The sequence below is a fragment of the Modestobacter versicolor genome (genome assembly GCF_014195485.1).
GTDB classification, from domain to species: domain Bacteria; phylum Actinomycetota; class Actinomycetes; order Mycobacteriales; family Geodermatophilaceae; genus Modestobacter; species Modestobacter versicolor.
Genome location: NZ_JACIBU010000002.1, coordinates 105,163 through 127,299, shown reverse-complemented (window position 1 = coordinate 127,299; position 22,137 = coordinate 105,163). Strand labels below are relative to the sequence as shown.

Sequence of the window (22,137 nt, the reverse complement as noted above, 5' to 3'; positions counted from 1 at the left end):
GGCACCCTCGGCCCGGTGAGCACACTCGACGACCGGCTGGCCCTGCTGGACGCGGAGCTGGGCGCGGTGCCCGGCGTGCTGGTCGCCTTCTCCGGTGGGGTCGACTCCGGCGTCGTGCTGGCCGCCGCGGTGCGGGCGCTGGGCGCCGGCCGGGTGGTCGCGGCCACCGCGGTCTCGCCGAGCCTGCCGGCCGCCGAGCAGCGCGCCGCGCACGAGTTCGCCGTCGGGCTCGGCGTCCGGCACGAGCAGCCACGCACCGACGAGCTCTCCCGGGCGGGTTACGTGGCCAACGCCGGCGACCGGTGCGCGTTCTGCAAGGCCGAGCTCGTCGACGTGCTCACCCCGCTGGCCGCCGAGCTGGGCATCGCCGACGTCGTCACCGGCACCAACGCCGACGACCTGCGGGCCGGGTTCCGGCCGGGCATCCGGGCCGCCGCCGAGCGGGGCGCCTGGGCGCCGCTGGCCCGCGCCGGGATGACCAAGGACGACGTCCGGGCCGCCGCCCGGCGGTGGGAGCTGCCGCTGGCCGACAAGCCCGCCGCTGCCTGCCTGGCCAGCCGGATCGCCTACGGGGTGCCGGTGTCGACGGCCGGGCTGGCCCGGGTGGAGGCCGCGGAGACGGCGCTGCGGGCGGCGCTGGCCGGGGCCGGGCTGGCCGCGCGGGACCTGCGGGTGCGCGACCTCGGCGACGACGTCGCCCGGGTCGAGGTCGACGCCGCGCTCGTGCCGCAGGTCGGCCCGGAGCTGCTGGCCGCCGTCCCCGGCTTCGCGCGGGTCGAGCTGGACCCGCGGGGCTTCCGGTCCGGGGCGATGAACGAGCTGCTGCCCGACCCGGTCCGCTACCGCTGAGCCGAGCGCACGATCCGGGCCGCGGCGACGCCGGCGCCGAACCCGTTGTCGATGTTGACCACCAGCACGCCCGGCGCGCAGGCGGTGAGCATGGTCAGCAGCGCGGCGAGCCCCTCGAAGGCGGCCCCGTAGCCCACCGAGGTGGGGACGGCGACGACCAGCCGGTCGGTCAGACCGGCGACCACGCTGGGCAGGGCGCCGTCCATCCCGGCCACGACGACGACCGCGTCGGCGGCGGCCAGGTCCGGCGCGACCGCCAGCACCCGGTGCACCCCGGCGACGCCGACGTCGTCCACCCGGCGGCAGCCCACCCCGCTGGCGGCCAGGGTCGCGGCCACCTCGGCGGCCACCGCGCCGTCCGACGTCCCGGCGGTGAGCACCAGCACCTCGCCGACCGGCGGTGGGGGAGTGCCCACCCAGGCCACCCGGGCGACCGGGTCGACGTGGGCGTCGGGCCACCGCTGCCGGACGGCGGCGGCGGTCGGCTCGTCGACCCGGGTGGCCCAGGCCAGCGGCGCCCCGGCGTCGACCAGCCCGGCCAGGCACCCCACGGTCTCGGGCGGGGTCTTGCCGCCGGCGAAGACGACCTCGGGGGTGCCGGTGCGGGCGGCCCGGTCGACGTCGAGCTTGGCGAAGCCCAGGTCGGCGGTGCGGGGCAGGTCGGTCACGGCCCCAGTCTCACCCACCCGCCGTGTCGGCCGGCGCCGAGTTGGGCAGGATGCCGGGCATGAGCGTCGTGAAGATCAACGTCGTGACCATGCCGGAGGACAAGTGGGCCCGCTTCGAGGAGCGGTTCAAGGGTCGCGCCGGGGCGGTGGAGAGCACCCCGGGGTTCGAGTGGTTCGAGCTGCTCCGGCCGGTCGAGGGCACCGACTCCTACCTCGTGTACACCCGCTGGGAGAGCGAGGAGGCCTACCAGGCCTGGCAGTCCGGTCAGGACTTCGACCGGGCCCACGAGGGCGGCGGTGACACCCTCGCGCCCGCCGCCGAGCGGTCGCAGAACCACCTGTGGAGCTACGAGGTCGTGGAGTCCGCCTCGCCCAAGGGCAGCTGACCCGCGGGCACCGACCCGGCCCGCAGCGCGGTCGCCCAGGCGGCGTCGCGGTCGGCCGGCGCCGTCGTCGTCGCCACGAACTCGGCGACGACGCCGGCGAACCGGCCGGGCTCCTCGACCTGGGGGAAGTGCCCGGCCCGCTCGAAGACCACCAGCCGGCTGCCCGGCAGCTGCTCGTGCAGCGCGTCGGCGTGGGCGACCGGGATGACCGGGTCCCGGCCGCCCCAGACCAGCAGCAGCGGCAGCGCGGCGGCCAGGTAGAGCCGGTCGGTGGCGCTGACCCGCTGCCCCCGGACGTCGATGACCGAGCGGGCGGTCTGCACGAACGCCGCCCGCGCCTCGCCGTCGGCGAGGGTGCCCAACCCGGCGACGATCTGGGCCAGCGCCGGCGGGGTGATCCGCTGCAGCGGGCGCAGCAACCGGCCCGCGGCCCGGGCGGCGTAGGGGTTGAACACCGCCGGCAGCACCCACTCCGCTCCGGGCAGGGCCACCGCCCGCAGCGCCGGGCTGAGGGTGCGGCCCAGGCCGCCGGAGTCGACGAGCACGAGGCGCTCGACGGTGGCGGGGAACTGGTAGGCCAGCTGCATCGCCACCCCGCCGCCCAGGCTGTGCCCGACGACCGTCGCCGACTCCACGCCCAGGACCACCAGCAGGTCCCGGACCAGGGTGGCCAGCGAGCCGAGGCTGTAGTCGCCGCTGGGCTTGGCGGACTCCCCGTGGCCGAGCAGGTCGGGCGCGAGCACCCGGTGGGTGCGGGCCAGCTCGTCCAGCGCGGGCCCGAAGCTCGCGCCCGAGCCGAGCAGCCCGTGCAGCAGCAGGAGCACCGGCCCCGACGTCCCGCCGATCCGCACCGAGACCCGGTGCCCGTGCAGGACCACGACCTCGGTGCGCACCTCGTGCCCGGTCCAGCGCACCGGCGCCCACTCCGTGCCCGGGCCGGCCGGCTCGCTCTCGTCGGGCTGCATGCCCGCAGGCTAGGCCGCCGGGCTGTGCCGACCGGCTGTGCCGCCCGGCCGGTCGCCGGGGCGCATCCGCCCGGGTGAGCGCCCGGTCCTCCCGCCGCGCCCCGTCCCACCGCCGGTCTAGGGTGACGGTGCGGGCCGGGCAACCGCCGGGGCCGCTCCAGCACGAGCACCAGCAGGTGGGAGCCATGACCGACACGCTCGCCGACAGCCGTACCTCCTCCCGGTTCTTCACCGAGGGCGTGCCGCTGGTCGTGGAGGACGTGCCGCGCCGCTCCGCCGCCGAGCGCGCGAAGCTGCTGGAGGACCCGGGCTTCGGCCGGTACTTCACCGACTCGATGTTCGTGGCCCGCTACCGAACCGGCGAGGGCTGGGTCGACGCCCGGCTGACCCCCTACGCCCCGCTGCAGATGGACCCCAGCGCCGCGGCGCTGCACTACGCGCAGTCGATCTTCGAGGGCCTCAAGGCCTACGCCCAGCCCGACGGCAGCGTGGCCACCTTCCGGCCCGAGTCCAACGCCGCCCGGTTCGCCCGCAGCGCCGCCCGGCTGGCCATGCCCGCGGTGCCGGCGGAGGCGTTCCTCACCGCCGTCGACGCCCTGGTCGACGCCGACCGCGACTGGGTGCCCACCGGCCCGGACCAGACGCTGTACATCCGGCCCTACCAGCTCGCCGTCGAGCCGTTCCTCGGCGTCCGGCCGGCGCACGAGTACCTGTTCATCGTCATCGCCAGCCCCGCCGGTGCCTACTTCCCGCGCGGCGTGCAGCCGGTCTCGGTGTACCTCTCCGAGGACTACATCCGGGCCGCCCCGGGCGGCACCGGCGACGTGAAGTGCGCCGGCAACTACGCCGCCAGCCTGCTCGCCCAGGAGCAGGCCATCGCCGCCGGCTGCGACCAGGTCGTCTGGCTGGACGCCACGGAGAAGCGGTACGTCGAGGAGATGGGCGGGATGAACTTGTTCTTCGTCCTCGGCTCCGGAGCCGACGCCGAGCTGGTCACCCCCGAGCTCACCGGCACGCTGCTGCCCGGCATCACCCGCGAGTCGCTGATCACCGTCGCCCGCGAGCTGGGCCACCGGGTCACCGAGCGGAAGATCACCGTCGACGAGTGGCGCTCCGGCGTGGCCGACGGCTCGATCACCGAGACCTTCGCCTGCGGCACGGCCGCCGTCATCACCCCCGTCGGGTCGGTGAAGGCCCGCACCGGCGACTTCACCGTCGGCGAGGGCGTCCCCGGCCCGCTGACCATGCAGCTGCGGGAGCACCTGCTCGACGTCCAGCACGGCCGCGTCGCCGACAGCCACGGCTGGCTGCACCGCGTCGCGCCCGCCGCCTGACCCGGCGACCAGGGCACCGGGGGAGGGGCGGCGTGCTGCGCTGGCGTGGACTGGGGGCGACCCCGCCGGACCTCGGCCGCACGGTGGTCACGATCGGCATGTACGACGGCGTCCACCGCGGGCACCAGCACCTGATCTCCACCGCGGTCGCCCGGGCCCGCGCCCTGGGCCGGCCCGCGCTGCTGCTCACCTTCGACCCGCACCCGTCGGAGGTCGTGCGACCCGGCTCGCACCCGGCGATCCTCACCGCCGCCGACCGCAAGGCCGAGCTGGTGGCCGAGCTCGGCGTCGACGCGATGTGCGTGCTCCCCTTCACCCCGGAGTTCAGCCGGCTCTCGCCGGGGGAGTTCGCGCACACGGTGCTGGTCGAGCACCTCTACGCCGCGCAGGTGGTGGTGGGCCGGAACTTCACCTACGGGCACAAGGCCGCCGGCAACGTCGACACCCTGACCACCGAGGGGCGCCGGTTCGGCTTCGGCGTGGAGGGCGTCGACCTGACCAGCGTCGGCTCGGCCCCCGACCTGTCCGGCGACGGCGAGGTCACCATCTCCTCCACCTACATCCGGGCCTGCGTCGCCGCCGGTGACATGGCCTCGGCGGCGCTCGCGCTGGGCCGCCCACACCGGGTCGACGGCGTCGTGGTGCGCGGCGACCAGCGCGGCCGCGAGCTGGGCTACCCGACGGCGAACGTGGAGAGCCCGGCGCACACCGCCGTCCCGGCCGACGGCGTCTACGCCGGCCGGCTGGTGCTCCGCGACCCCCGCGGCGGCGGCACCCGCAGCAGCCACCCCGCGGCGATCTCGGTGGGCAGCAACCCCACGTTCTCCGGGGCCCGGCGCACCGTCGAGGCGTTCCTGCTCGACTTCGACGGCGACCTCTACGGCGAGCACGTCGGGGTGGAGTTCGTCGAGCGGCTGCGCCCGATGCTCACCTTCTCCGGGGTCCCCGAGCTGCTGGTCGCGATGGCCGACGACGTCACCCGGACCCGCGCCGTCCTGGGCCTGGCCCAGCCGTCCTCCTAGGTGCAGCCGGGGGAGCCGGTGGACCCCGTGTGTAACCTGGAGCCGTACGTCGGGCGACCGACGTGTGTGCATGCTGCCCCCGTGACACAGACCGGGGGCCACACGTGACCTGCCCTGGAGGCACCATGGCGCTCGAGAGCGCGACGAAGAAGCAGATCATGACCGAGTACGCGACGGTCGAGAACGACACCGGTTCCCCCGAGGTGCAGGTCGCGATGCTGACCCGACGGATCAGCGACCTGACCGAGCACCTCAAGATGCACAAGCACGACCACCACAGCCGGCGGGGCCTGCTCCTGCTGGTCGGCCGCCGCCGGCGGCTGCTGAACTACCTGGCCAAGACCGACATCACCCGGTACCGCTCGCTCATCGAGCGGCTCGGCCTGCGCCGCTAGCACCACGAGGGGACCGCTCCGGCACGCCGGAGACGGTCCCCTCTCTCGTGCGGCACCCGCCGCACGGGCCCACCGGCGCACTGCCCGACGGACACCCGCGAAGGGCCGGTCCTCGGTAGTGGCCCCCGGGACGCAGCTGACCTGCCCGCAGGCACCCGCCACACCCCGAGGGCTTCGATCGAAGACCGGTCGCCCCGGACACCGCCGGCCCAGCGCCGCGAAGAGGACGTCGCCGTATGCGACGTAGGAAGAGGACACGATGTCCGCACCCACCACAGACACCACCGACTTCGACGCCGAGGACGGCGTCCACACCGCCACCGCGGTGATCGACAACGGGGCCCTCGGCACCCGCACCGTCACCTTCGAGACCGGCCGCCTCGCCAAGCAGGCCGCCGGCTCGGTCGTCGCCACGATGGGCGACACCACGCTGCTGTCGGCCACCACCGCCGGCCGCCAGCCCAAGGACCAGTTCGACTTCTTCCCGCTGACGGTCGACGTCGAAGAGCGCATGTACGCGATCGGCAAGATCCCCGGCTCGTTCTTCCGCCGCGAGGGCCGCCCGTCCGAGGACGCGATCCTCACCTGCCGGCTGATCGACCGCCCGCTGCGCCCGACCTTCGCCAAGGGCCTGCGCAACGAGGTCCAGGTCGTCATCACGGTCCTGTCCCTGGACCCCGACCACGTCTACGACGTGCTCGCGATCAACGCCGCGTCGGCCTCCACCCAGCTCTCCGGCCTGCCGTTCTCCGGCCCGGTCGGCGGCACCCGGGTGGCGCTGATCAACGGCCAGTGGGTCGGCTTCCCGACCCACGCCGAGCTCGAGGACGCCGTCTTCGACATGGTCGTGGCCGGCCGGGTCCTGCCCGACGGCGACGTCGCGATCATGATGGTCGAGGCCGAGGCCACCGAGAAGACCATCGAGCTGATCGCCGGTGGGGCCACCGCCCCGACCGAGGAGGTCGTGGCCCAGGGCCTCGAGGCCGCCAAGCCCTTCATCAAGGCGCTGTGCCAGGCGCAGAGCGAGCTGGCCGGCAAGGCCGCCAAGCCCGAGGCGCACTTCCCCCGCTTCCTGGACTACCAGGACGACGTCTACGCCGCCGTCGAGGCCCAGGCCGCCGACAAGCTCGCCGTGGCCCAGGCCATCGCCGGCAAGCAGGAGCGCGAGGAGGCCACCGACGCGCTCAAGGACGAGGTCAAGGCCGCGCTGGCCGGCCAGTTCGAGGGCCGCGAGAAGGAGATCTCCGGGGCCTTCCGCGCCGTCACCAAGAAGGTCGTCCGGCAGCGGATCCTGCGCGACAAGATCCGCATCGACGGCCGCGGCCTCACCGACATCCGGCCGCTGTCGGCCGAGGTCGAGGTGCTCCCGCGGGTGCACGGCTCGGCGCTGTTCGAGCGCGGCGAGACCCAGATCATGGGCGTCACCACGCTGAACATGCTCCGCATGGAGCAGCAGCTGGACACGCTGAACCCGATCACCCGCAAGCGCTACATGCACAACTACAACTTCCCGCCGTACTCCACGGGTGAGACCGGTCGCGTGGGCTCGCCCAAGCGCCGCGAGATCGGCCACGGCGCGCTCGCCGAGCGCGCGCTGCTGCCGGTGCTGCCGGACCGCGAGGAGTTCCCCTACGCGATCCGCCAGGTCTCCGAGGCCCTCGGCTCCAACGGCTCCACCTCGATGGGCTCGGTCTGCGCCTCGACGCTGGCCCTGCTCAACGCCGGTGTGCCGCTGAAGGCGCCGGTCGCCGGCATCGCCATGGGCCTGGTCTCCGACGAGGTCGACGGCAAGACCGAGTACGTCGCGCTGACCGACATCCTCGGTGCCGAGGACGCCTTCGGTGACATGGACTTCAAGGTCGCCGGCACCAAGGACTTCGTCACGGCCCTCCAGCTGGACACGAAGCTCGACGGCATCCCCTCCGACGTCCTCGCCGGTGCGCTGACCCAGGCCCGCGCGGCCCGGCTGCACATCCTCGACGTCATGCTCGAGGCGATCGACGGCCCCGACGAGATGAGCCCGTTCGCCCCGCGGGTGACCACGGTGCGCATCCCGGTCGACAAGATCGGCGCGGTCATCGGCCCCAAGGGCCAGATGATCAACGCCATCCAGGACGAGACCGGCGCCGACATCACCATCGAGGACGACGGCACGATCTACGTCGGCGCCTCCGACGGCCCCTCGGCGCAGGCCGCCGTGGACCGGATCAACGCGATCGCCAACCCGACGCTGCCCAAGGTCGGCGAGCGGTTCCTCGGCACCGTGGTGAAGACGACCGCCTTCGGTGCGTTCGTCTCGCTGCTGCCGGGTCGCGACGGCCTGGTGCACATCAGCAAGCTCGGTGGCGGGAAGCGGATCGCCAAGGTCGAGGACGTCGCCAACGTCGGTGACAAGCTGCAGGTGGAGATCACCGACATCGACGCCCGCGGCAAGATCAGCCTGGTGCCGGTCGCCGAGGGCGACGCCGCCGCTGCCGGTGACTCGGCCCCCGCCGAGGCCGACGCTCCCGCGGAGGCGTGACCACGGCTGCCGACCACCTGACCGGGGCCGGGGCGGGCGCTGCGGCGTCCGTCCCGGCCCCGGTCGGTACCACCGAGGTGCTCGACGTCGACGAGTTCGGCGGCCGGGTCGAGCGCACCGAGCTGCCCGGCGGTCTGCGGGTGCTCACCGAGACGATGCCCGGGGTGCTCTCGGCGACCCTGGGCATCTGGGTCGGCGTCGGCTCCCGGGACGAGAGTCCGGCGGTCGGCGGCTCCTCGCACTTCCTCGAGCACCTGCTGTTCAAGGGGACGCGGAGCCGCACGGCGCTGGAGATCGCCACGGCGATGGACGCCGTCGGCGGTGAGATGAACGCCTTCACCGCCAAGGAGCACACCTGCTACTACGCGAACGTGCTCGCCAGCGACCTCCCGCTGGCGGTGACGCTCCTCGGTGACCTGGTCACCGACGCGCTCAACACCGCCCCGGACCTGGAGTCCGAGCGCACGGTGGTGCTCGAGGAGATCGCCATGCGCGACGACGAGCCCTCCGACGCGGTGCACGACCTCTACGCCGAGACGCTGTTCGGGGACACCCCGCTCGGCCGCTCGGTGCTCGGCACGGTGGAGTCGATCGAGGCCCTCACCCGGGACGACGTCGACGGCTGGTACCGCGAGCGCTACGCCGTTCCCTCCATCGTCGTCTCGGCCGCCGGCCGGGTCGACCACCAGCAGGTGCTCGAGCTGGTGACGGCGGCCTTCGGCGACCGGCTGTCCGGCAGCGCGCGCCCGGACCCGCTGCGGCTGGGCGAGGACGTCGTCCTCACCGAGCCGGCCCGGCCCACCGGGCTGATCCACCGGCGCACCGAGCAGACCCACCTGCTGCTCGGCAGCCTGGGGATGGGGCGGCTCGACGAGCGCCGCTACGCCGCCGCGGTGCTGGACGCCGCGGTCGGCGGGGGGATGAGCTCGCGGTTGTTCCAGGAGGTCCGGGAGAAGCGCGGCCTGGTCTACAGCGTCGGGTCGTCGCTGACCCACTACGCCGGCACCGGCAGCTTCTCGGTCTACGCCGGGTGCTCGCCCAAGCGGGTGCCCGAGGTCCTCCGGCTGGTGCGCGACGAGCTCGCCGCCGTCGCGGCCGACGGCCTGACCGCCGAGGAGGTCGCGCGTGGGCGCGGCCAGCTCAAGGGCGGTCTGGTGCTGGGGCTCGAGGACACCGGTTCCCGGATGAGCCGGCTGGGCAAGAGCGAGCTCTCCTACGGGGAGTACCTGCCGGTGCGCGAGGTGCTGGCGCGGCTGGACGCCGTCGACGAGGGCCAGGTGCGGGCGGTCGCCGCCGACCTGCTCAGCCGCCGGATGTGCCTGGCCGTGGTCGGGCCCTACCGGGACCGCGACCTCGACAAGCTGCTCGCCTGAGCCGTGGGCTCGACGCTCCGGGAGCACGGCGCACTGGCCCGCGGGGCCTTCGCCGTCGCCGTGCTCGTGTCGCTGGCGGTGCTGTTCGCCCCGCCCTCCGACGTGCCGTCCGGGCCGGCGGGGATCGACAAGGTGGTCCACTTCGCGCTGTTCGCCGTCCTGGCGGTCACCGGTCGGTGGGCGGGGGTCCGCGCGGGTGTGCTCTCCGGCCTGCTCGTCCTCTACGCCGCCGGCAGCGAGCTGCTGCAGGGCACCGACCTGGTCGACCGGGACGCCTCGGTCGGTGACCTGGTCGCCGACTCCGCGGGGGTGGTGGTCGGCCTGCTGGTCTGGCGGTCGCTCGCCGCGCGGGCCGGTCGGCTCCGCGGCTGAGCCGCGCTCACGGGGTGGCCGCCTTGCGTCGCGCCCTCCGGTTGGTGAGCATCGCGGGGTGACGACTCCGCCGGACACCGACGCCCCCGCCGCTCCCACCCCCGCCACCCCGGGTGAGGCCCCGCTGATCTCGGTCGGGGTGCTCGGCGCCCGCGGTCGGATGGGCACCGAGGTGTGCCGGGCCGTCGACGAGGCCGAGGACATGGAGCTCGTCGCGATGGTCGACGAGCGCGACTGGCTGTTCAACGTCGCCGACGCCGGCGCGCAGGTCGTCGTCGACTTCACCCGGCCCGACTCGGTCATGGAGAACATCCGGTTCTGCATCGACCAGAACATCCACTGCGTCGTGGGGACGACGGGCTTCGACGAGCAGCGGCTGGCGACCATCGCCGAGTGGCTGCGCCCCAAGCCGGACGTCGGCGTGCTCATCGCGCCGAACTTCGGGATCGGCGCCGTGCTGCTCATGCGGTTCGCCCAGGAGGCGGCCCGGTTCTTCCCCTCGGTGGAGATCGTCGAGCTGCACCACCCGGGCAAGGTGGACGCCCCGTCGGGGACGGCCGCCCGCACCGCGCGTCTGGTGGCGGCCGCGCGCCGGGCGGCCGGCGTGCCCGCGGCCCCCGACGCCACCCGGGAGGCGGACTCGCTGCCCGGAGCCCGAGGGGCCGACGTGGAGGGCATCCCGGTGCACGCCGTCCGGCTGTCCGGGCTGGTCGCCCACCAGGAGGTCCTGATGGGCGCAGCGGGGGAGACGTTGACGGTGCGGCACGACTCCTACGACCGCGCGTCCTTCATGCCCGGGGTCCTGCTCGCCGTCCGCGAGATCGGGGCCCGGCCGGGGTTGACCGTGGGGATCGAGTCGCTGCTGGGGCTCTGAGCGGTGCGGGTGTGACTCGTGGGGCTCGCGGGACGCCTCGTCGCTTCCCGGACACGTGACCTGGCTCGCAGATCCGAAGGCCGCGGCGGTGCGCGACCTGCGGTTTCTCGCCCTCGAGCCGCCTCCAGGCCCTTGATCGAGGGCGGCAGGCACCCCCCGGGTTTGACGAGCCGCGGAGGGCCGCGTAACTTCTTCTTTGCGCCGAGCGAGACCGGGCCCGCAAGGGCCGGGGAGCCGCGAGGTCAGACCCCCGGGTGTGACAGCGAGCCGTGCACGGCGTAACGTAGTACAAGCCGCCAGGGACGAAGGCCCGAGAGGGTCTGGTTCTCTGCGCGTCCGCTCCTTGAGAACTCAACAGCGTGCCGAAAGTCAGTGCCAAGTAACAAATCCCCATTCGGCGTCTTCGGATGTCGTTGGGTTCCTTTGGTTGATTGAACGAGAGTGCCAACTCTCGGTCTCAGCCTGTGATCAAATCATCTACGGAGAGTTTGATCCTGGCTCAGGACGAACGCTGGCGGCGTGCTTAACACATGCAAGTCGAGCGAGGCCCTCCTTCGGGGGGTGCCCTAGCGGCGAACGGGTGAGTAACACGTGGGCAACCTGCCCTCAGCTCTGGGATAACTCCAAGAAATTGGTGCTAATACCGGATGTGACCGCTGACCGCATGGTCTGGTGGTGGAAAGATTCATCGGCTGAGGATGGGCCCGCGGCCTATCAGCTTGTTGGTGGGGTCACGGCCCACCAAGGCGACGACGGGTAGCCGGCCTGAGAGGGTGACCGGCCACACTGGGACTGAGACACGGCCCAGACTCCTACGGGAGGCAGCAGTGGGGAATATTGCGCAATGGGCGAAAGCCTGACGCAGCGACGCCGCGTGAGGGATGACGGCCTTCGGGTTGTAAACCTCTTTCAGTAGGGACGAAGCGAAAGTGACGGTACCTACAGAAGAAGCACCGGCCAACTACGTGCCAGCAGCCGCGGTAATACGTAGGGTGCAAGCGTTGTCCGGAATTATTGGGCGTAAAGAGCTCGTAGGCGGTCTGTCACGTCGGCTGTGAAAACCCGAGGCTCAACCTCGGGCCTGCAGTCGATACGGGCAAACTAGAGTACTGCAGGGGAGACTGGAATTCCTGGTGTAGCGGTGAAATGCGCAGATATCAGGAGGAACACCGGTGGCGAAGGCGGGTCTCTGGGCAGTAACTGACGCTGAGGAGCGAAAGCGTGGGGAGCGAACAGGATTAGATACCCTGGTAGTCCACGCCGTAAACGTTGGGCGCTAGGTGTGGGGGCCATTCCACGGTCTCCGTGCCGCAGCTAACGCATTAAGCGCCCCGCCTGGGGAGTACGGCCGCAAGGCTAAAACTCAAAGGAATTGACGGGGGCCCGCACAAGCGGCGGAGCATGTTGCTTAATTCGATGCAACGCGAAGAACCTTACCTAGGCTTGACATGCACGGAAATCTGTCAGAGATGGCAGGTCCTTTATCGGGTCGTGCACAGGTGGTGCATGGTTGTCGTCAGCTCGTGTCGTGAGATGTTGGGTTAAGTCCCGCAACGAGCGCAACCCTCGTCCTATGTTGCCAGCACGTTATGGTGGGGACTCATAGGAGACTGCCGGGGTCAACTCGGAGGAAGGTGGGGATGACGTCAAATCATCATGCCCCTTATGTCTAGGGCTGCAAACATGCTACAATGGCCGGTACAAAGGGCTGCGATACCGCGAGGTGGAGCGAATCCCAAAAAGCCGGTCTCAGTTCGGATTGGGGTCTGCAACTCGACCCCATGAAGTTGGAGTCGCTAGTAATCGCAGATCAGCAACGCTGCGGTGAATACGTTCCCGGGCCTTGTACACACCGCCCGTCACGTCACGAAAGTCGGTAACGCCCGAAGCCGGTGGCCCAACCCTTGTGGAGGGAGCCGTCGAAGGCGGGATCGGCGATTGGGACGAAGTCGTAACAAGGTAGCCGTACCGGAAGGTGCGGCTGGATCACCTCCTTTCTAAGGAGCACTGGCCGGCCATTGCACGGGGTTCCTCGTGGTGGTTGGTCCAGAGCCGTGCACGGACCGTGATGCTCGCCCAATTTCGGGTGGGTGCGGGTGTTCGTGACGGAGCTCGAGGGTGGAACGCTGACCAGTTCGGCTGGTGACCTGGTGTCGCTGCTAGTACGGCCTGCCCTTCTGGGGTGGGTGTGGAACGCGGTGGTGGTGGGGGGCTGGTCGTAGGCACGCTGTTGGGTCCTGAGGGAACGGGCCGCCTCCGCTGCTTGCGTGGTGGGAGTGGGTGTTTCTTCTCGGAGGGCTTCATGCTCGTCGTACCGCCCGGTGTGCCTGGAAGGGTTGTCATCGGGGTCTGGCGGTGGGGGATGTGGAGTGACTTTCCGTACTTTGAGAACTGCACAGTGGACGCGAGCATCTAGCAAGTTTGTAGGTATGTATCTGGATATCTGCGCTGATCCATGAACGTCTCCGGGTCCGGTCATCTGGCTCTCCTTGTGGGGGTGGTGGTTGGGCTCGTTGTGTTGTGGGTGGGCGTGGGTGTTTGTGTGGTCAAGTTGTTAAGGGCACACGGTGGATGCCTGGGCACCAGGAGCCGATGAAGGACGTAGGAGGCTGCGATAAGCCTCGGGGAGCTGTCAACCGAGCGTTGATCCGAGGATTTCCGAATGGGGGAACCCCGCACCAGTCATGTGGTGTGACCCGCGCCTGAACACATAGGGCGTGTGGAGGGAACGTGGGGAAGTGAAACATCTCAGTACCCACAGGAAGAGAAAACAACCGTGATTCCGTGAGTAGTGGCGAGCGAAAGCGGATGAGGCTAAACCGATCGCATGTCAAGCCGGCAGGCGTTGTGTGGTCGGGGTCGTGGGACGATTCAGTGCCTTCTGCCGAGGGTGCAGGGAGTCAGAAAGTCTTGTGTTAGTGGAAGGCCTCTGGAAGGGGTCGCCGTAGAGGGTGAGAGCCCCGTACACGAAAACACAAGGCCTCCCGAGTTGTATCCCAAGTAGCACCGAGCCCGTGAAATTCGGTGTGAATCTGGCGGGACCACCCGCTAAGCCTAAATACTCCCTGGTGACCGATAGCGGACAAGTACCGTGAGGGAAAGGTGAAAAGTACCCCGGGAGGGGAGTGAAATAGTACCTGAAACCGTGTGCCTACAAGCCGTGAGAGCCTTATGCGCACTTGTGCGTGGGGGTGATTGCGTGCCTTTTGAAGAATGAGCCTGCGAGTTAGCGGTACGTGGCGAGGTTAACCCGTGTGGGGTAGCCGTAGCGAAAGCGAGTCCGAACAGGGCGGCACAGTCGCGTGCTCTAGACCCGAAGCCGAGTGATCTACCCATGGCCAGGTTGAAGCGCGGGTAAGACCGCGTGGAGGACCGAACCCACTTCAGTTGAAAATGGAGGGGATGAGCTGTGGGTAGGGGTGAAAGGCCAATCAAACTCGGTGATAGCTGGTTCTCCCCGAAATGCATTTAGGTGCAGCGTCACGCGTTTCTTGCCGGAGGTAGAGCACTGGATGGCCTAGGGGGCCCACAAGCTTACTGAAGTCAACCAAACTCCGAATGCCGGTAAGTGAGAGCGTGGCAGTGAGACTGCGGGCGATAAGGTTCGTAGTCGAGAGGGAAACAGCCCAGATCATCAGCTAAGGCCCCTAAGCGTGTGCTAAGTGGAAAAGGATGTGGGATCGCAGTGACAACCAGGAGGTTGGCTTAGAAGCAGCCACCCTTGAAAGAGTGCGTAATAGCTCACTGGTCAAGTGGTTCCGCGCCGACAATGTAGCGGGGCTCAAGCACACCGCCGAAGCTGTGGCATTCACATGAACCCGTCGTCGCCTTCGGGTGGCGGCCAGGTGTGTGGATGGGTAGGGGAGCGTCGTGTGGCGATTGAAGCGGCGGAGTGATCCAGCCGTGGACGCCACACGAGTGAGAATGCAGGCATGAGTAGCGAAAGGGGAGTGAGAAACTCCCCCGCCGGATGACCAAGGGTTCCTGGGCCAGGCTAATCCGCCCAGGGTGAGTCGGGACCTAAGGCGAGGCCGACAGGCGTAGTCGATGGACAACGGGTTGATATTCCCGTACCCGCGAAAGAACGCCCATGCTGAACCCAGCGATACTAACCGCCCAAAGCCGGTGACTGACCTTCGGGTCTGATCCGGGGGAGCGCGGGACCTGGACTGGTAGTAGGCAAGCGATGGGGTGACGCAGGAAGGTAGTCCTACCGGTGAGTGGTAGTACCGGTGCAAGGGTGTGGCCCGTCCGATAGGTAAATCCGTCGGACACGAGGGTGAGGCCTGACGCATAGCCGAATGAGGCGAATTGGATGATCCTATGCTGCCGAGAAAAGCCTCTAGCGAGTTCTTAGCGGCCCGTACCCCAAACCAACTCAGGTGGTCAGGTAGAGAATACCAAGGCGATCGAGCGAACTGTGGTTAAGGAACTCGGCAAAATGCCCCCGTAACTTCGGGAGAAGGGGGGCCATTCACTGTCAACACCCTTGCGGTGGGCAGCGGTGGGTGGCCGCAGAGACCAGTGAGAAGCGACTGTTTACTAAAAACACAGGTCCGTGCGAAGTCGAAAGACGATGTATACGGACTGACGCCTGCCCGGTGCTGGAACGTTAAGGGGACGGGTTAGCTCTTCGGGGCGAAGCTCAGAACTCAAGCGCCAGTAAACGGCGGTGGTAACTATAACCATCCTAAGGTAGCGAAATTCCTTGTCGGGTAAGTTCCGACCTGCACGAATGGCGTAACGACTTCTCAGCTGTCTCAACCACAGGCTCGGCGAAATTGCACTACGAGTAAAGATGCTCGTTACGCGCGGCAGGACGGAAAGACCCCGGGACCTTCACTATAGCTTGATATTGGTGTTCGGTTCGGCTTGTGTAGGATAGGTGGGAGACTGTGAAGCGGGCACGCCAGTGTTCGTGGAGTCATCGTTGAAATACCACTCTGGTCGAATTGGATGTCTAACCTCGGTCCGTGATCCGGATCAGGGACAGTGTCAGGTGGGTAGTTTAACTGGGGCGGTTGCCTCCCAAAATGTAACGGAGGCGCCCAAAGGTTCCCTCAGCCTGGTTGGCAATCAGGTGTCGAGTGCAAGTGCACAAGGGAGCTTGACTGCGAGACCGACGGGTCGAGCAGGAGCGAAAGCTGGGACTAGTGACCCGGCACCGGCATGTGGAAGCGGTGTCGCTCAACGGATAAAAGGTACCCCGGGGATAACAGGCTGATCTTCCCCAAGAGTCCATATCGACGGGATGGTTTGGCACCTCGATGTCGGCTCGTCGCATCCTGGGGCTGGAGTAGGTCCCAAGGGTTGGGCTGTTCGCCCATTAAAGCGGTACGCGAGCTGGGTTTAGAACGTCGTGAGACAGTTCGGTCCCTATCCGCCGCGCGCGTAAGAGACTTGAGAAGAGCTGTCCCTAGTACGAGAGGACCGGGACGGACGAACCTCTGGTGTGCCAGTTGTTCCGCCAGGAGCACTGCTGGTTGGCTACGTTCGGCAGGGATAACCGCTGAAAGCATCTAAGCGGGAAGCTCGCTTCAAGATGAGGTCTCTCACCGGGTCAACCGGGTAAGGCCCCCGCCCAGACCAGCGGGTTGATAGGCCGGAGGTGGAAGCGCAGCAATGCGTGGAGCTGACCGGTACTAATAGGCCGAGGGCTTGACCACACATCATCCAGCTATGTGTTTGTCTCGCGTCCACTGTGTGGTTCTGAACGTACGGAACCCATCCCCTCCGATCACCACCAGACCCATGGTCTGTGTGGTGTCGGGTGCGGGGGTGGGGGACAAGTTCACAGTGTTACGGCGGTCATGGCGAAAGGGAAACGCCCGGTCTCATTCCGAACCCGGAAGCTAAGCCTTTCAGCGCCGATGGTACTGCCCGGGGGACTGGGTGGGAGAGTAGGACGCCGCCGGACATAACTCCCAGGAACGGGGTCACAGCATCTGCTGTGGCCCCGTTTCTGCATTCCCGGGCTTTCACTTCCCGCGCCGAAAGCCAGCACCGCCGACCAGCTTTCCGCGCCGAAAGCCAACACCGCCGACCAGCTCTCCGCGCCGAAAGCCGGCGCCGCCGATCAGCTTCCGACGCCGAGAGCTGGTCCTGGGCCGCCGTGGCCGCGGCCAGCCCCATGGCTGCGCGAGCAGGTGGTCGTGGCCAGTACGAGCAGGGGCGCGCGGGCTTTCGCGCGATCAGGTACCTGCCCGTCCGGGGTGCTCAGGGGTCAGGGCGGTTATCACACCTGACGGAATCAGCGGCGGCGGTCGGGTGGCGCGGTCGTGGCGCCGACGTTGTCCGCCAGCCACCGGTTCAGCGCGGTCAGCTGCCGGAAGGCGTCCCGCACCCGCTCGAGGACGGTCGGCTCCTGCAGCCAGTCGGCCGGCTCCCACGCCTGCGACGCGTACAGCGACTTGTGCTGCAGCAGGGCAAGGCGCGGGTGGTCGGCGGCATAGCCGCGGGGCGTCCGCACCAGCCGGTCGCCGTCGATGGACCAGCCGCCGGAACGCAGACGCTCGACCTCGGCGGCCAGCCGCGGACCCCGCAGGTCGTCGTCCACGGCGCGGCGGTACCGCTCGACCTGGTCGGGCTGCAGCCGCCAGCAACCCCCGGAGACCTGCAGCCCGTCCGCGGAGACCTGCACGTACATCGACCCGACCCCCTGGCCCTCCGGGTGGAGCACGGCGCCCTGGTGCGTCTTGTACGGCGTCTTGTCGTGGGAGAACCGCACGTCCCGGTACGGGCGGAACAGCTTGGGCGTGCCGAACTCCGGCGCGAGCTCGTCGGCCAGCGCCTGCATCGGCCCGCGGACGTGCTGGTCGTACAGGTGCCGGTGCTCGGTCCAGTACGACTTGCTGTTGTCCGCCTCGAGGCCCTCGTAGAAGACCAGCCCCTCGTCGGGGAAGCCGGAGAACGTCACTGCACTCCTCGTTCGTCGTCCAGCAGCGTGTGCCAGCGCAGCTGGCGGAAGGTGGAGCTGCCGGTGTCCAGCGTCCGCACCCAGCCGTCGGGGGCCCAGCCCGCACCCTCCAGGAAGCGGGCGGTGACCGTGTCGTCCTCGGGCAGCCACATCTGCAGCCGGACGACGCCGGAGTCGGCACCGAGGTCGACGACGGCGGCGAGCAGCCGGCTCCCGTGCCCCCGGCGCCCCCAGCGGGGCTCGACCAGCAGGGCGGTCAGCTCGGTGGTCGCCCCCTCCGGCAGCGGCTCCTCACCGGCGGCCAGCTCGGCCGGCCCGAAGGCGGCGAAACCGGCGACGACCGCGCCGTCGAGGGCCACCAGGACGCCGTGCGCCGGGGTCGGTGGGCTGAGCACGGCGGTGCGCCAGGTGGAGATCGCGGCCGCCTCGTCCCAGTCGTCGAGCACAGCGGCCGGGAGCAGGGCCCGGTAGGCGGTGCGCCAGGTGACCAGCTGCACCGCGGCGATCGCCGCGGCCTCGTCGGGTCGGGCGGGCCGCACCGACACCTCCGCCCGGCCGGGGAGCCCGGGTCGGGCGGGGGAGGTCACCGGGGCAGCGTAGGTGCCGGCGATCCGAGCGGACGGTCGTACCCCCACGGCAGGATCACGCCCGTGACGACGCCTGCAGAACGGTTGCCCGCCGGGCTGGCCCGACGGATCGCGCTGGCCGCCCAGGGCTTCGCCGACCCGCGCCCCCTCGGCCAGGTCGGCACCCGGCAGCTCAAGCGGACCGTCGACCGGCTCGGGGTGGTGCAGATCGACTCGGTCAACGTGCTGTCCCGCTCGCACTACCTGCCGCACTTCAGCCGGCTCGGCCCGTACCCGCGCGAGGCGCTCGACGCGCTCTCCAACCGCCGGCACGACCTGTTCGAGTACTGGGCGCACGAGGCCTCCTTCCTCCCGGTCCGGCTGCACCCGCACCTCCGCTGGCGGATGGCCGCGGCCGAGCAGCACGCCTGGGGCAACATGGTCCAGCTGCAGCGGGAGCGGCCGGGCTACGTCAGCGACGTGCTGGACCGGGTGCGCGAGGGCGGCCCGCTCAAGGCCAGCCAGCTGCTCGAGCCGCGCCCCGACCGCCCGGGCGAGATGTGGAACTGGCACGCCGGCAAGATCGCCCTCGAGTGGCTGTTCTTCACCGGCGCGCTCACCGCCCGGGCCCGCACCACCGGCTTCGAGCGCGTCTACGATCTCACCGAGCGGGTGCTGCCGCCGGCGGTGCTCCAGGCACCCACCCCCGACCGGCCCGACGCCGTCCGCGAGCTGGTCCGCACCGCGGCGCGGGCGCTGGGAGCAGCGACCGAGACCGACCTGCGCGACTACTTCCGGCTCCCGGTGGCCGAGGCCCGGACGGCGATCGCCGAGCTGGAGGAGGGCGGTGAGCTGCAGCCGGTGCAGGTCGACGGCTGGGGCCGCCCGGCCTGGCTGGACCCGCAGGCGCGCCGCCCGCGCTGGGTCCGCGCCCGCGCGCTGCTCACCCCGTTCGACTCGCTGGTGTGGGAGCGCCCGCGGGTCGAGCGGATCTTCGGCTTCCGGTACCGCCTGGAGATCTACACCCCCGCGGCCAAGCGGGTGCACGGCTACTACGTGCTGCCGTTCCTGCTGGGCGACCGGCTGGTGGGCCGGGTCGACCTCAAGGCCGACCGGCAGGCCAGCGTGCTGCGGGTGCAGGCCGCCCATGCCGAGCCGGGCGTCGACACCGGTGAGGTCGCCGCCGCGCTGGCGGCGGAGCTCCGGCTGATGGCCGACTGGATGGAGCTCGACGAGGTGGCGGTGACCGGCGCGGGTGACCTCGCGCCGCAGCTCACCGTCGCCGTGGCGGTGCGCGGGACGGCGGCCGCGGCCGGCTGAGCGGACCGCCCCCGCTCAGCCGCGCGACCAGGCGCCGGTCGGGGCGTCCGGCGGCGACGGGAGAGTGGGTGGCACCGGCGGCGCCTCCGGTGGCACCGGCGCGGTCGGGGGCGTCGGTGGGGTGGGCGGTGTCGGCGGCCGCGGCACCGCCCGGCGCAGGGTCAGGTCGCCGGAGACCGACTGCAGCCGCAGGGACAGCTGCGCACCGCCGCCGACCGGGCCGTCGTCCTCGAGCTCGGAGCGCATCCGGCCGGAGACGGTCTGCACGTCCACCCACACCCGCAGGCCGGCGGCGACGCCGACGACCGCGTCGCCGGAGACGGTGGTCAGCCGCACGTCACCGCTCTCCGCCCGCAGCACCTGCACGTCGCCGGAGGCGCTCTTGACCACGGCGTCGGTGGCCACCGAGCCGAGGAGCACGTCACCGGAGGCGGTGCGCACCTGCACCGGCCCGCCGGCGTCGTCCACCCGGACGTCCCCGGAGGCGCTGCCCACCACGGCCGCGCCGTCGACCCGGCCGGCCCGGACGTCGCCGCTGGCGGTGCGGGCCTGCAGGTCGGTGCAGTGCTCGGCGGACAGGTCACCGCTGGAGCTGGTCAGCACCGCCCGGCCCAGCCGGCCGCGCAGGGTCGCGTCGGCGGAGGCGCCGGTGAGCTGGACGTCGGCGTCCGGGGGGGTGGTCACGGTGATGGCGAACGCGGGGGTGCGCAGCAGGCGCCGCTCGGGCACCGACAGCCGGAGCGAGCTCCGCGTGACGGTCAGGTCGATCCGGTCGATCAGCTCGTCGGCGGCGCTGTTCATCGCCTGGACCTCGATCCGGACCTCCTCGGCGCCCGGGTCGGCCTCGACGGTCGTGGAGCCCGCCGGGTTCTGCACCTCCAGCGAACGGGGCGCGTCGGACAGCGGGACGCGGTGCGTGCGGACGGTCACCAGGGACTCCTCGGGGTGTGCGTCAGCTCCGGGCGAAGCCGGAGTAGCGGCGGGGGCCGCGCGCGGAGCGCGACGGGTCGGTGGGCTCGCGGAGCCCGGCGGCGACGGCGCGCACCAGCCAGGCGTTGAGGGAGATGCCGGCGGCGGCCGCGGCGGCCTCCGCGCGGGACTTGACGGACTCGGGCAGGCGCAGGCTGATCCGGGCCACCGAGCCGTCGTCCTCGCCGGCCTCGGCGTCGTCGGTGGGCTCGGCCCGCTCCTCGTGCTCCTGCTCCGGAGCGGGGACGACGACGACCTCGGGGTCGCGGCCGCGCAGCCGGATGTCGACCAGGCCGCCGTCCCAGGCGGCCGTCACCTCGGCCGCCATCGCCGACAGGGCGTCGGTGACCGCGAGGCGCACGGCGGGCTCGAGGGTGTCGGCCAGCAGCCGGGCGGTCTCCTTGGTCTGCTCGGTGCCGGCGGCCGCTGCGGTGGTCAGGTGGCGGCGCAGCGCGTCGACGTAGTCGCTCAGGTCCATGGACGCCATCGTGACGTCACTCCCGGGATCCACGGCGGTGGGGGTTCCCGGCGTGCCGGACCGGCGGGGGCGCGGCGGTTCGCCGCGGTCGGGGCGGTCACAGCGAGCCCCCACCCAGCCAGCGGGGCCGGCGGCGCGGGCGGCGGACCGTCCGGGGGACCGGGCGGGGCTCCGACCCCACGCGGCGGGCCTTCAGTTCTTCCAGTTGCCACAGGGTGCTCATGTCCATGACGTCACGATGGCACCACTATGACGTCATGTCCAGCGTCACGGTGATGTCAATCAGGGACCGCGGCACGGCTGGGGCAGCTGGGGAGCGTGCGACGCGACCGTCGAGCCGGCGGCCGCCCCGACGTAGGCTCGACCCCGTGCCCGCCATCGCCCCGCTGAAGGTGCAGGTCGTCGCGCAGACACAGTTCACCCCGCCGGCCGACGTGCCGTGGGAGACCGACGCCGAGGGCGGGCAGGCGCTGGCCGAGTTCGCCGGCCGGGCCTGCTACCAGTCCTGGGACAAGCCGAACCCGGCCACCGCCAGCAACGAGGGCTACCTGCGGCACATCCTCGAGGTCGGCCACCTCTCGGTGCTCGAGCACGGCACCGTGACGATGTACCTCTCCGGTGTCTCCCGCTCGCTGACCCACGAGCTGATCCGGCACCGGCACTTCTCCTACTCCCAGCTGTCCCAGCGCTACGTGCCCGAGACCGACGCCGCCGTGGTCGAGCCGGCGGTGATCGCCGAGGACCCGGAGCTGCACGAGCGCTTCCTCGCCGCGACCGACGCCGCGCTCGCCGCCTACGAGGAGCTGCTCGAGGGCCTGGAGAAGCGGTTCGCCGACGTCCCCAACGCCACGCTGCGCCGCAAGCAGGCCCGCCAGGCCGCCCGCTCGGTGCTGCCGAACGCGATCGAGACGCGCATCGTCGTCACCGGCAACTACCGGGCGTGGCGGCACTTCGTCGCCATGCGCGCCAGCGAGCACGCCGACGTCGAGATCCGCGAGCTCGCCGTCGCCTGCCTGCTCGAGCTGCAGCGCGCCGCCCCGCACGTCTTCGACGACTTCCGGATCAGCCGGCTGGCCGACGGGACCGCGGTCGCCGCGAGCCCGCTGGTCGCCGAGGGCTGAGCCCGCAC

General features: G+C 70.7%; 17 protein-coding genes and 3 rRNA genes. 14 read left to right on the top strand and 6 right to left on the bottom strand.

Annotated features, from left to right (window positions below; genetic code table 11):
* Window positions 1–15: 15 nt before the first annotated feature.
* On the top strand, window positions 16–849 hold the full coding sequence (larE, locus tag FHX36_RS20605; RefSeq protein ID WP_183514290.1) for an ATP-dependent sacrificial sulfur transferase LarE: 834 nt from the start codon (window positions 16–18) through the stop codon (window positions 847–849).
* On the opposite strand, the gene larB is transcribed toward larE, so the two are convergent.
* Entirely contained in the window at window positions 840–1,517 is a 678-nt protein-coding gene (gene larB / locus FHX36_RS20600) for a nickel pincer cofactor biosynthesis protein LarB (protein ID WP_110552746.1), read from the bottom strand. The genes larE and larB overlap by 10 nt on opposite strands.
* Before the next feature lie 59 nt (window positions 1,518–1,576).
* Here larB and FHX36_RS20595 point away from each other — a divergent pair, with 59 nt between their 5' ends.
* The gene (locus tag FHX36_RS20595) at window positions 1,577–1,903 is read left to right on the top strand and encodes an antibiotic biosynthesis monooxygenase family protein (RefSeq protein WP_110552747.1); all 327 of its coding nucleotides are present in this window, start codon (window positions 1,577–1,579) and stop codon (window positions 1,901–1,903) included.
* On the opposite strand, the gene FHX36_RS20590 is transcribed toward FHX36_RS20595, so the two are convergent.
* Window positions 1,864–2,868 carry an alpha/beta fold hydrolase gene (locus FHX36_RS20590; protein WP_110552748.1) on the bottom strand — a complete coding sequence of 335 codons (1,005 nt, stop codon included), beginning with the start codon at window positions 2,866–2,868 and terminating at the stop codon, window positions 1,864–1,866. The two genes, FHX36_RS20595 and FHX36_RS20590, sit on opposite strands and share 40 nt — an antisense overlap.
* A gap of 185 nt (window positions 2,869–3,053) precedes the next feature.
* Between FHX36_RS20590 and FHX36_RS20585 the strand changes: the two genes are divergently transcribed.
* From FHX36_RS20585 to rrf, 10 genes are all read left to right on the top strand, one after another.
* A complete protein-coding gene (locus FHX36_RS20585) occupies window positions 3,054–4,202 on the top strand; it encodes a branched-chain amino acid aminotransferase (RefSeq protein WP_181428813.1) in 1,149 nt (382 codons plus the stop codon).
* Window positions 4,203–4,234: 32 nt separating this feature from the next.
* The gene (locus tag FHX36_RS20580; protein ID WP_110552749.1) at window positions 4,235–5,224 is read left to right on the top strand and encodes a bifunctional riboflavin kinase/FAD synthetase; all 990 of its coding nucleotides are present in this window, start codon (window positions 4,235–4,237) and stop codon (window positions 5,222–5,224) included.
* A gap of 125 nt (window positions 5,225–5,349) precedes the next feature.
* On the top strand, window positions 5,350–5,619 hold the full coding sequence (gene rpsO, locus FHX36_RS20575) for a 30S ribosomal protein S15 (protein ID WP_110552750.1): 270 nt from the start codon (window positions 5,350–5,352) through the stop codon (window positions 5,617–5,619).
* A 259-nt stretch (window positions 5,620–5,878) separates the two neighbouring features.
* The gene (locus tag FHX36_RS20570) at window positions 5,879–8,140 is read left to right on the top strand and encodes a polyribonucleotide nucleotidyltransferase (RefSeq protein WP_110552751.1); all 2,262 of its coding nucleotides are present in this window, start codon (window positions 5,879–5,881) and stop codon (window positions 8,138–8,140) included.
* Window positions 8,137–9,513 (top strand): M16 family metallopeptidase, encoded by a 1,377-nt coding sequence (locus FHX36_RS20565; RefSeq protein ID WP_181428814.1) that lies wholly within the window; start codon window positions 8,137–8,139, stop codon window positions 9,511–9,513. Before FHX36_RS20570 ends, FHX36_RS20565 begins: the two co-directional genes overlap by 4 nt.
* 3 nt (window positions 9,514–9,516) lie before the next feature.
* The gene (locus FHX36_RS20560; RefSeq protein WP_110552752.1) at window positions 9,517–9,885 is read left to right on the top strand and encodes a VanZ family protein; all 369 of its coding nucleotides are present in this window, start codon (window positions 9,517–9,519) and stop codon (window positions 9,883–9,885) included.
* A 58-nt stretch (window positions 9,886–9,943) separates the two neighbouring features.
* Window positions 9,944–10,759 carry a 4-hydroxy-tetrahydrodipicolinate reductase gene (dapB, locus tag FHX36_RS20555; protein ID WP_220035977.1) on the top strand — a complete coding sequence of 272 codons (816 nt, stop codon included), beginning with the start codon at window positions 9,944–9,946 and terminating at the stop codon, window positions 10,757–10,759.
* A 476-nt stretch (window positions 10,760–11,235) separates the two neighbouring features.
* Window positions 11,236–12,756: ribosomal RNA gene (locus FHX36_RS20550) — 16S ribosomal RNA — on the top strand.
* A gap of 547 nt (window positions 12,757–13,303) precedes the next feature.
* Window positions 13,304–16,425 (top strand): 23S ribosomal RNA (locus FHX36_RS20545).
* A 134-nt stretch (window positions 16,426–16,559) separates the two neighbouring features.
* Window positions 16,560–16,676: ribosomal RNA gene (gene rrf / locus FHX36_RS20540) — 5S ribosomal RNA — on the top strand.
* The 16S, 23S and 5S rRNA genes sit together here, the layout of an rRNA operon.
* Window positions 16,677–17,009: 333 nt before the next feature.
* Here rrf and FHX36_RS20535 read toward each other — a convergent pair.
* Window positions 17,010–17,675: a DUF2461 domain-containing protein gene (locus FHX36_RS20535; protein WP_110550338.1), complete on the bottom strand. Its 666-nt coding sequence runs from the start codon at window positions 17,673–17,675 to the stop codon at window positions 17,010–17,012.
* Window positions 17,672–18,262: a GNAT family N-acetyltransferase gene (locus tag FHX36_RS23200; RefSeq protein ID WP_110550339.1), complete on the bottom strand. Its 591-nt coding sequence runs from the start codon at window positions 18,260–18,262 to the stop codon at window positions 17,672–17,674. Before FHX36_RS23200 ends, FHX36_RS20535 begins: the two co-directional genes overlap by 4 nt.
* 63 nt (window positions 18,263–18,325) lie before the next feature.
* Here FHX36_RS23200 and FHX36_RS20525 point away from each other — a divergent pair, with 63 nt between their 5' ends.
* Complete coding sequence (locus FHX36_RS20525) at window positions 18,326–19,561, top strand: winged helix-turn-helix domain-containing protein (RefSeq protein WP_110550342.1); 1,236 nt, start codon at window positions 18,326–18,328, stop codon at window positions 19,559–19,561.
* Window positions 19,562–19,576: 15 nt separating this feature from the next.
* Here the strand turns inward: FHX36_RS20525 and FHX36_RS20520 are convergent, their stop codons facing one another.
* Window positions 19,577–20,491, bottom strand: a complete 915-nt coding sequence (locus tag FHX36_RS20520) for a DUF4097 family beta strand repeat-containing protein (protein ID WP_110550344.1) — start codon at window positions 20,489–20,491, stop codon at window positions 19,577–19,579.
* Between the two features lie 22 nt (window positions 20,492–20,513).
* Window positions 20,514–21,008 carry a toxin-antitoxin system HicB family antitoxin gene (locus tag FHX36_RS20515; protein WP_110550346.1) on the bottom strand — a complete coding sequence of 165 codons (495 nt, stop codon included), beginning with the start codon at window positions 21,006–21,008 and terminating at the stop codon, window positions 20,514–20,516.
* 368 nt (window positions 21,009–21,376) lie between these two features.
* On the opposite strand from FHX36_RS20515, the gene thyX reads away from it, so the two are divergent.
* Window positions 21,377–22,129, top strand: a complete 753-nt coding sequence (gene thyX / locus FHX36_RS20510) for an FAD-dependent thymidylate synthase (RefSeq protein WP_110550348.1) — start codon at window positions 21,377–21,379, stop codon at window positions 22,127–22,129.
* The last annotated feature ends 8 nt before the right edge of the window (window positions 22,130–22,137 follow it).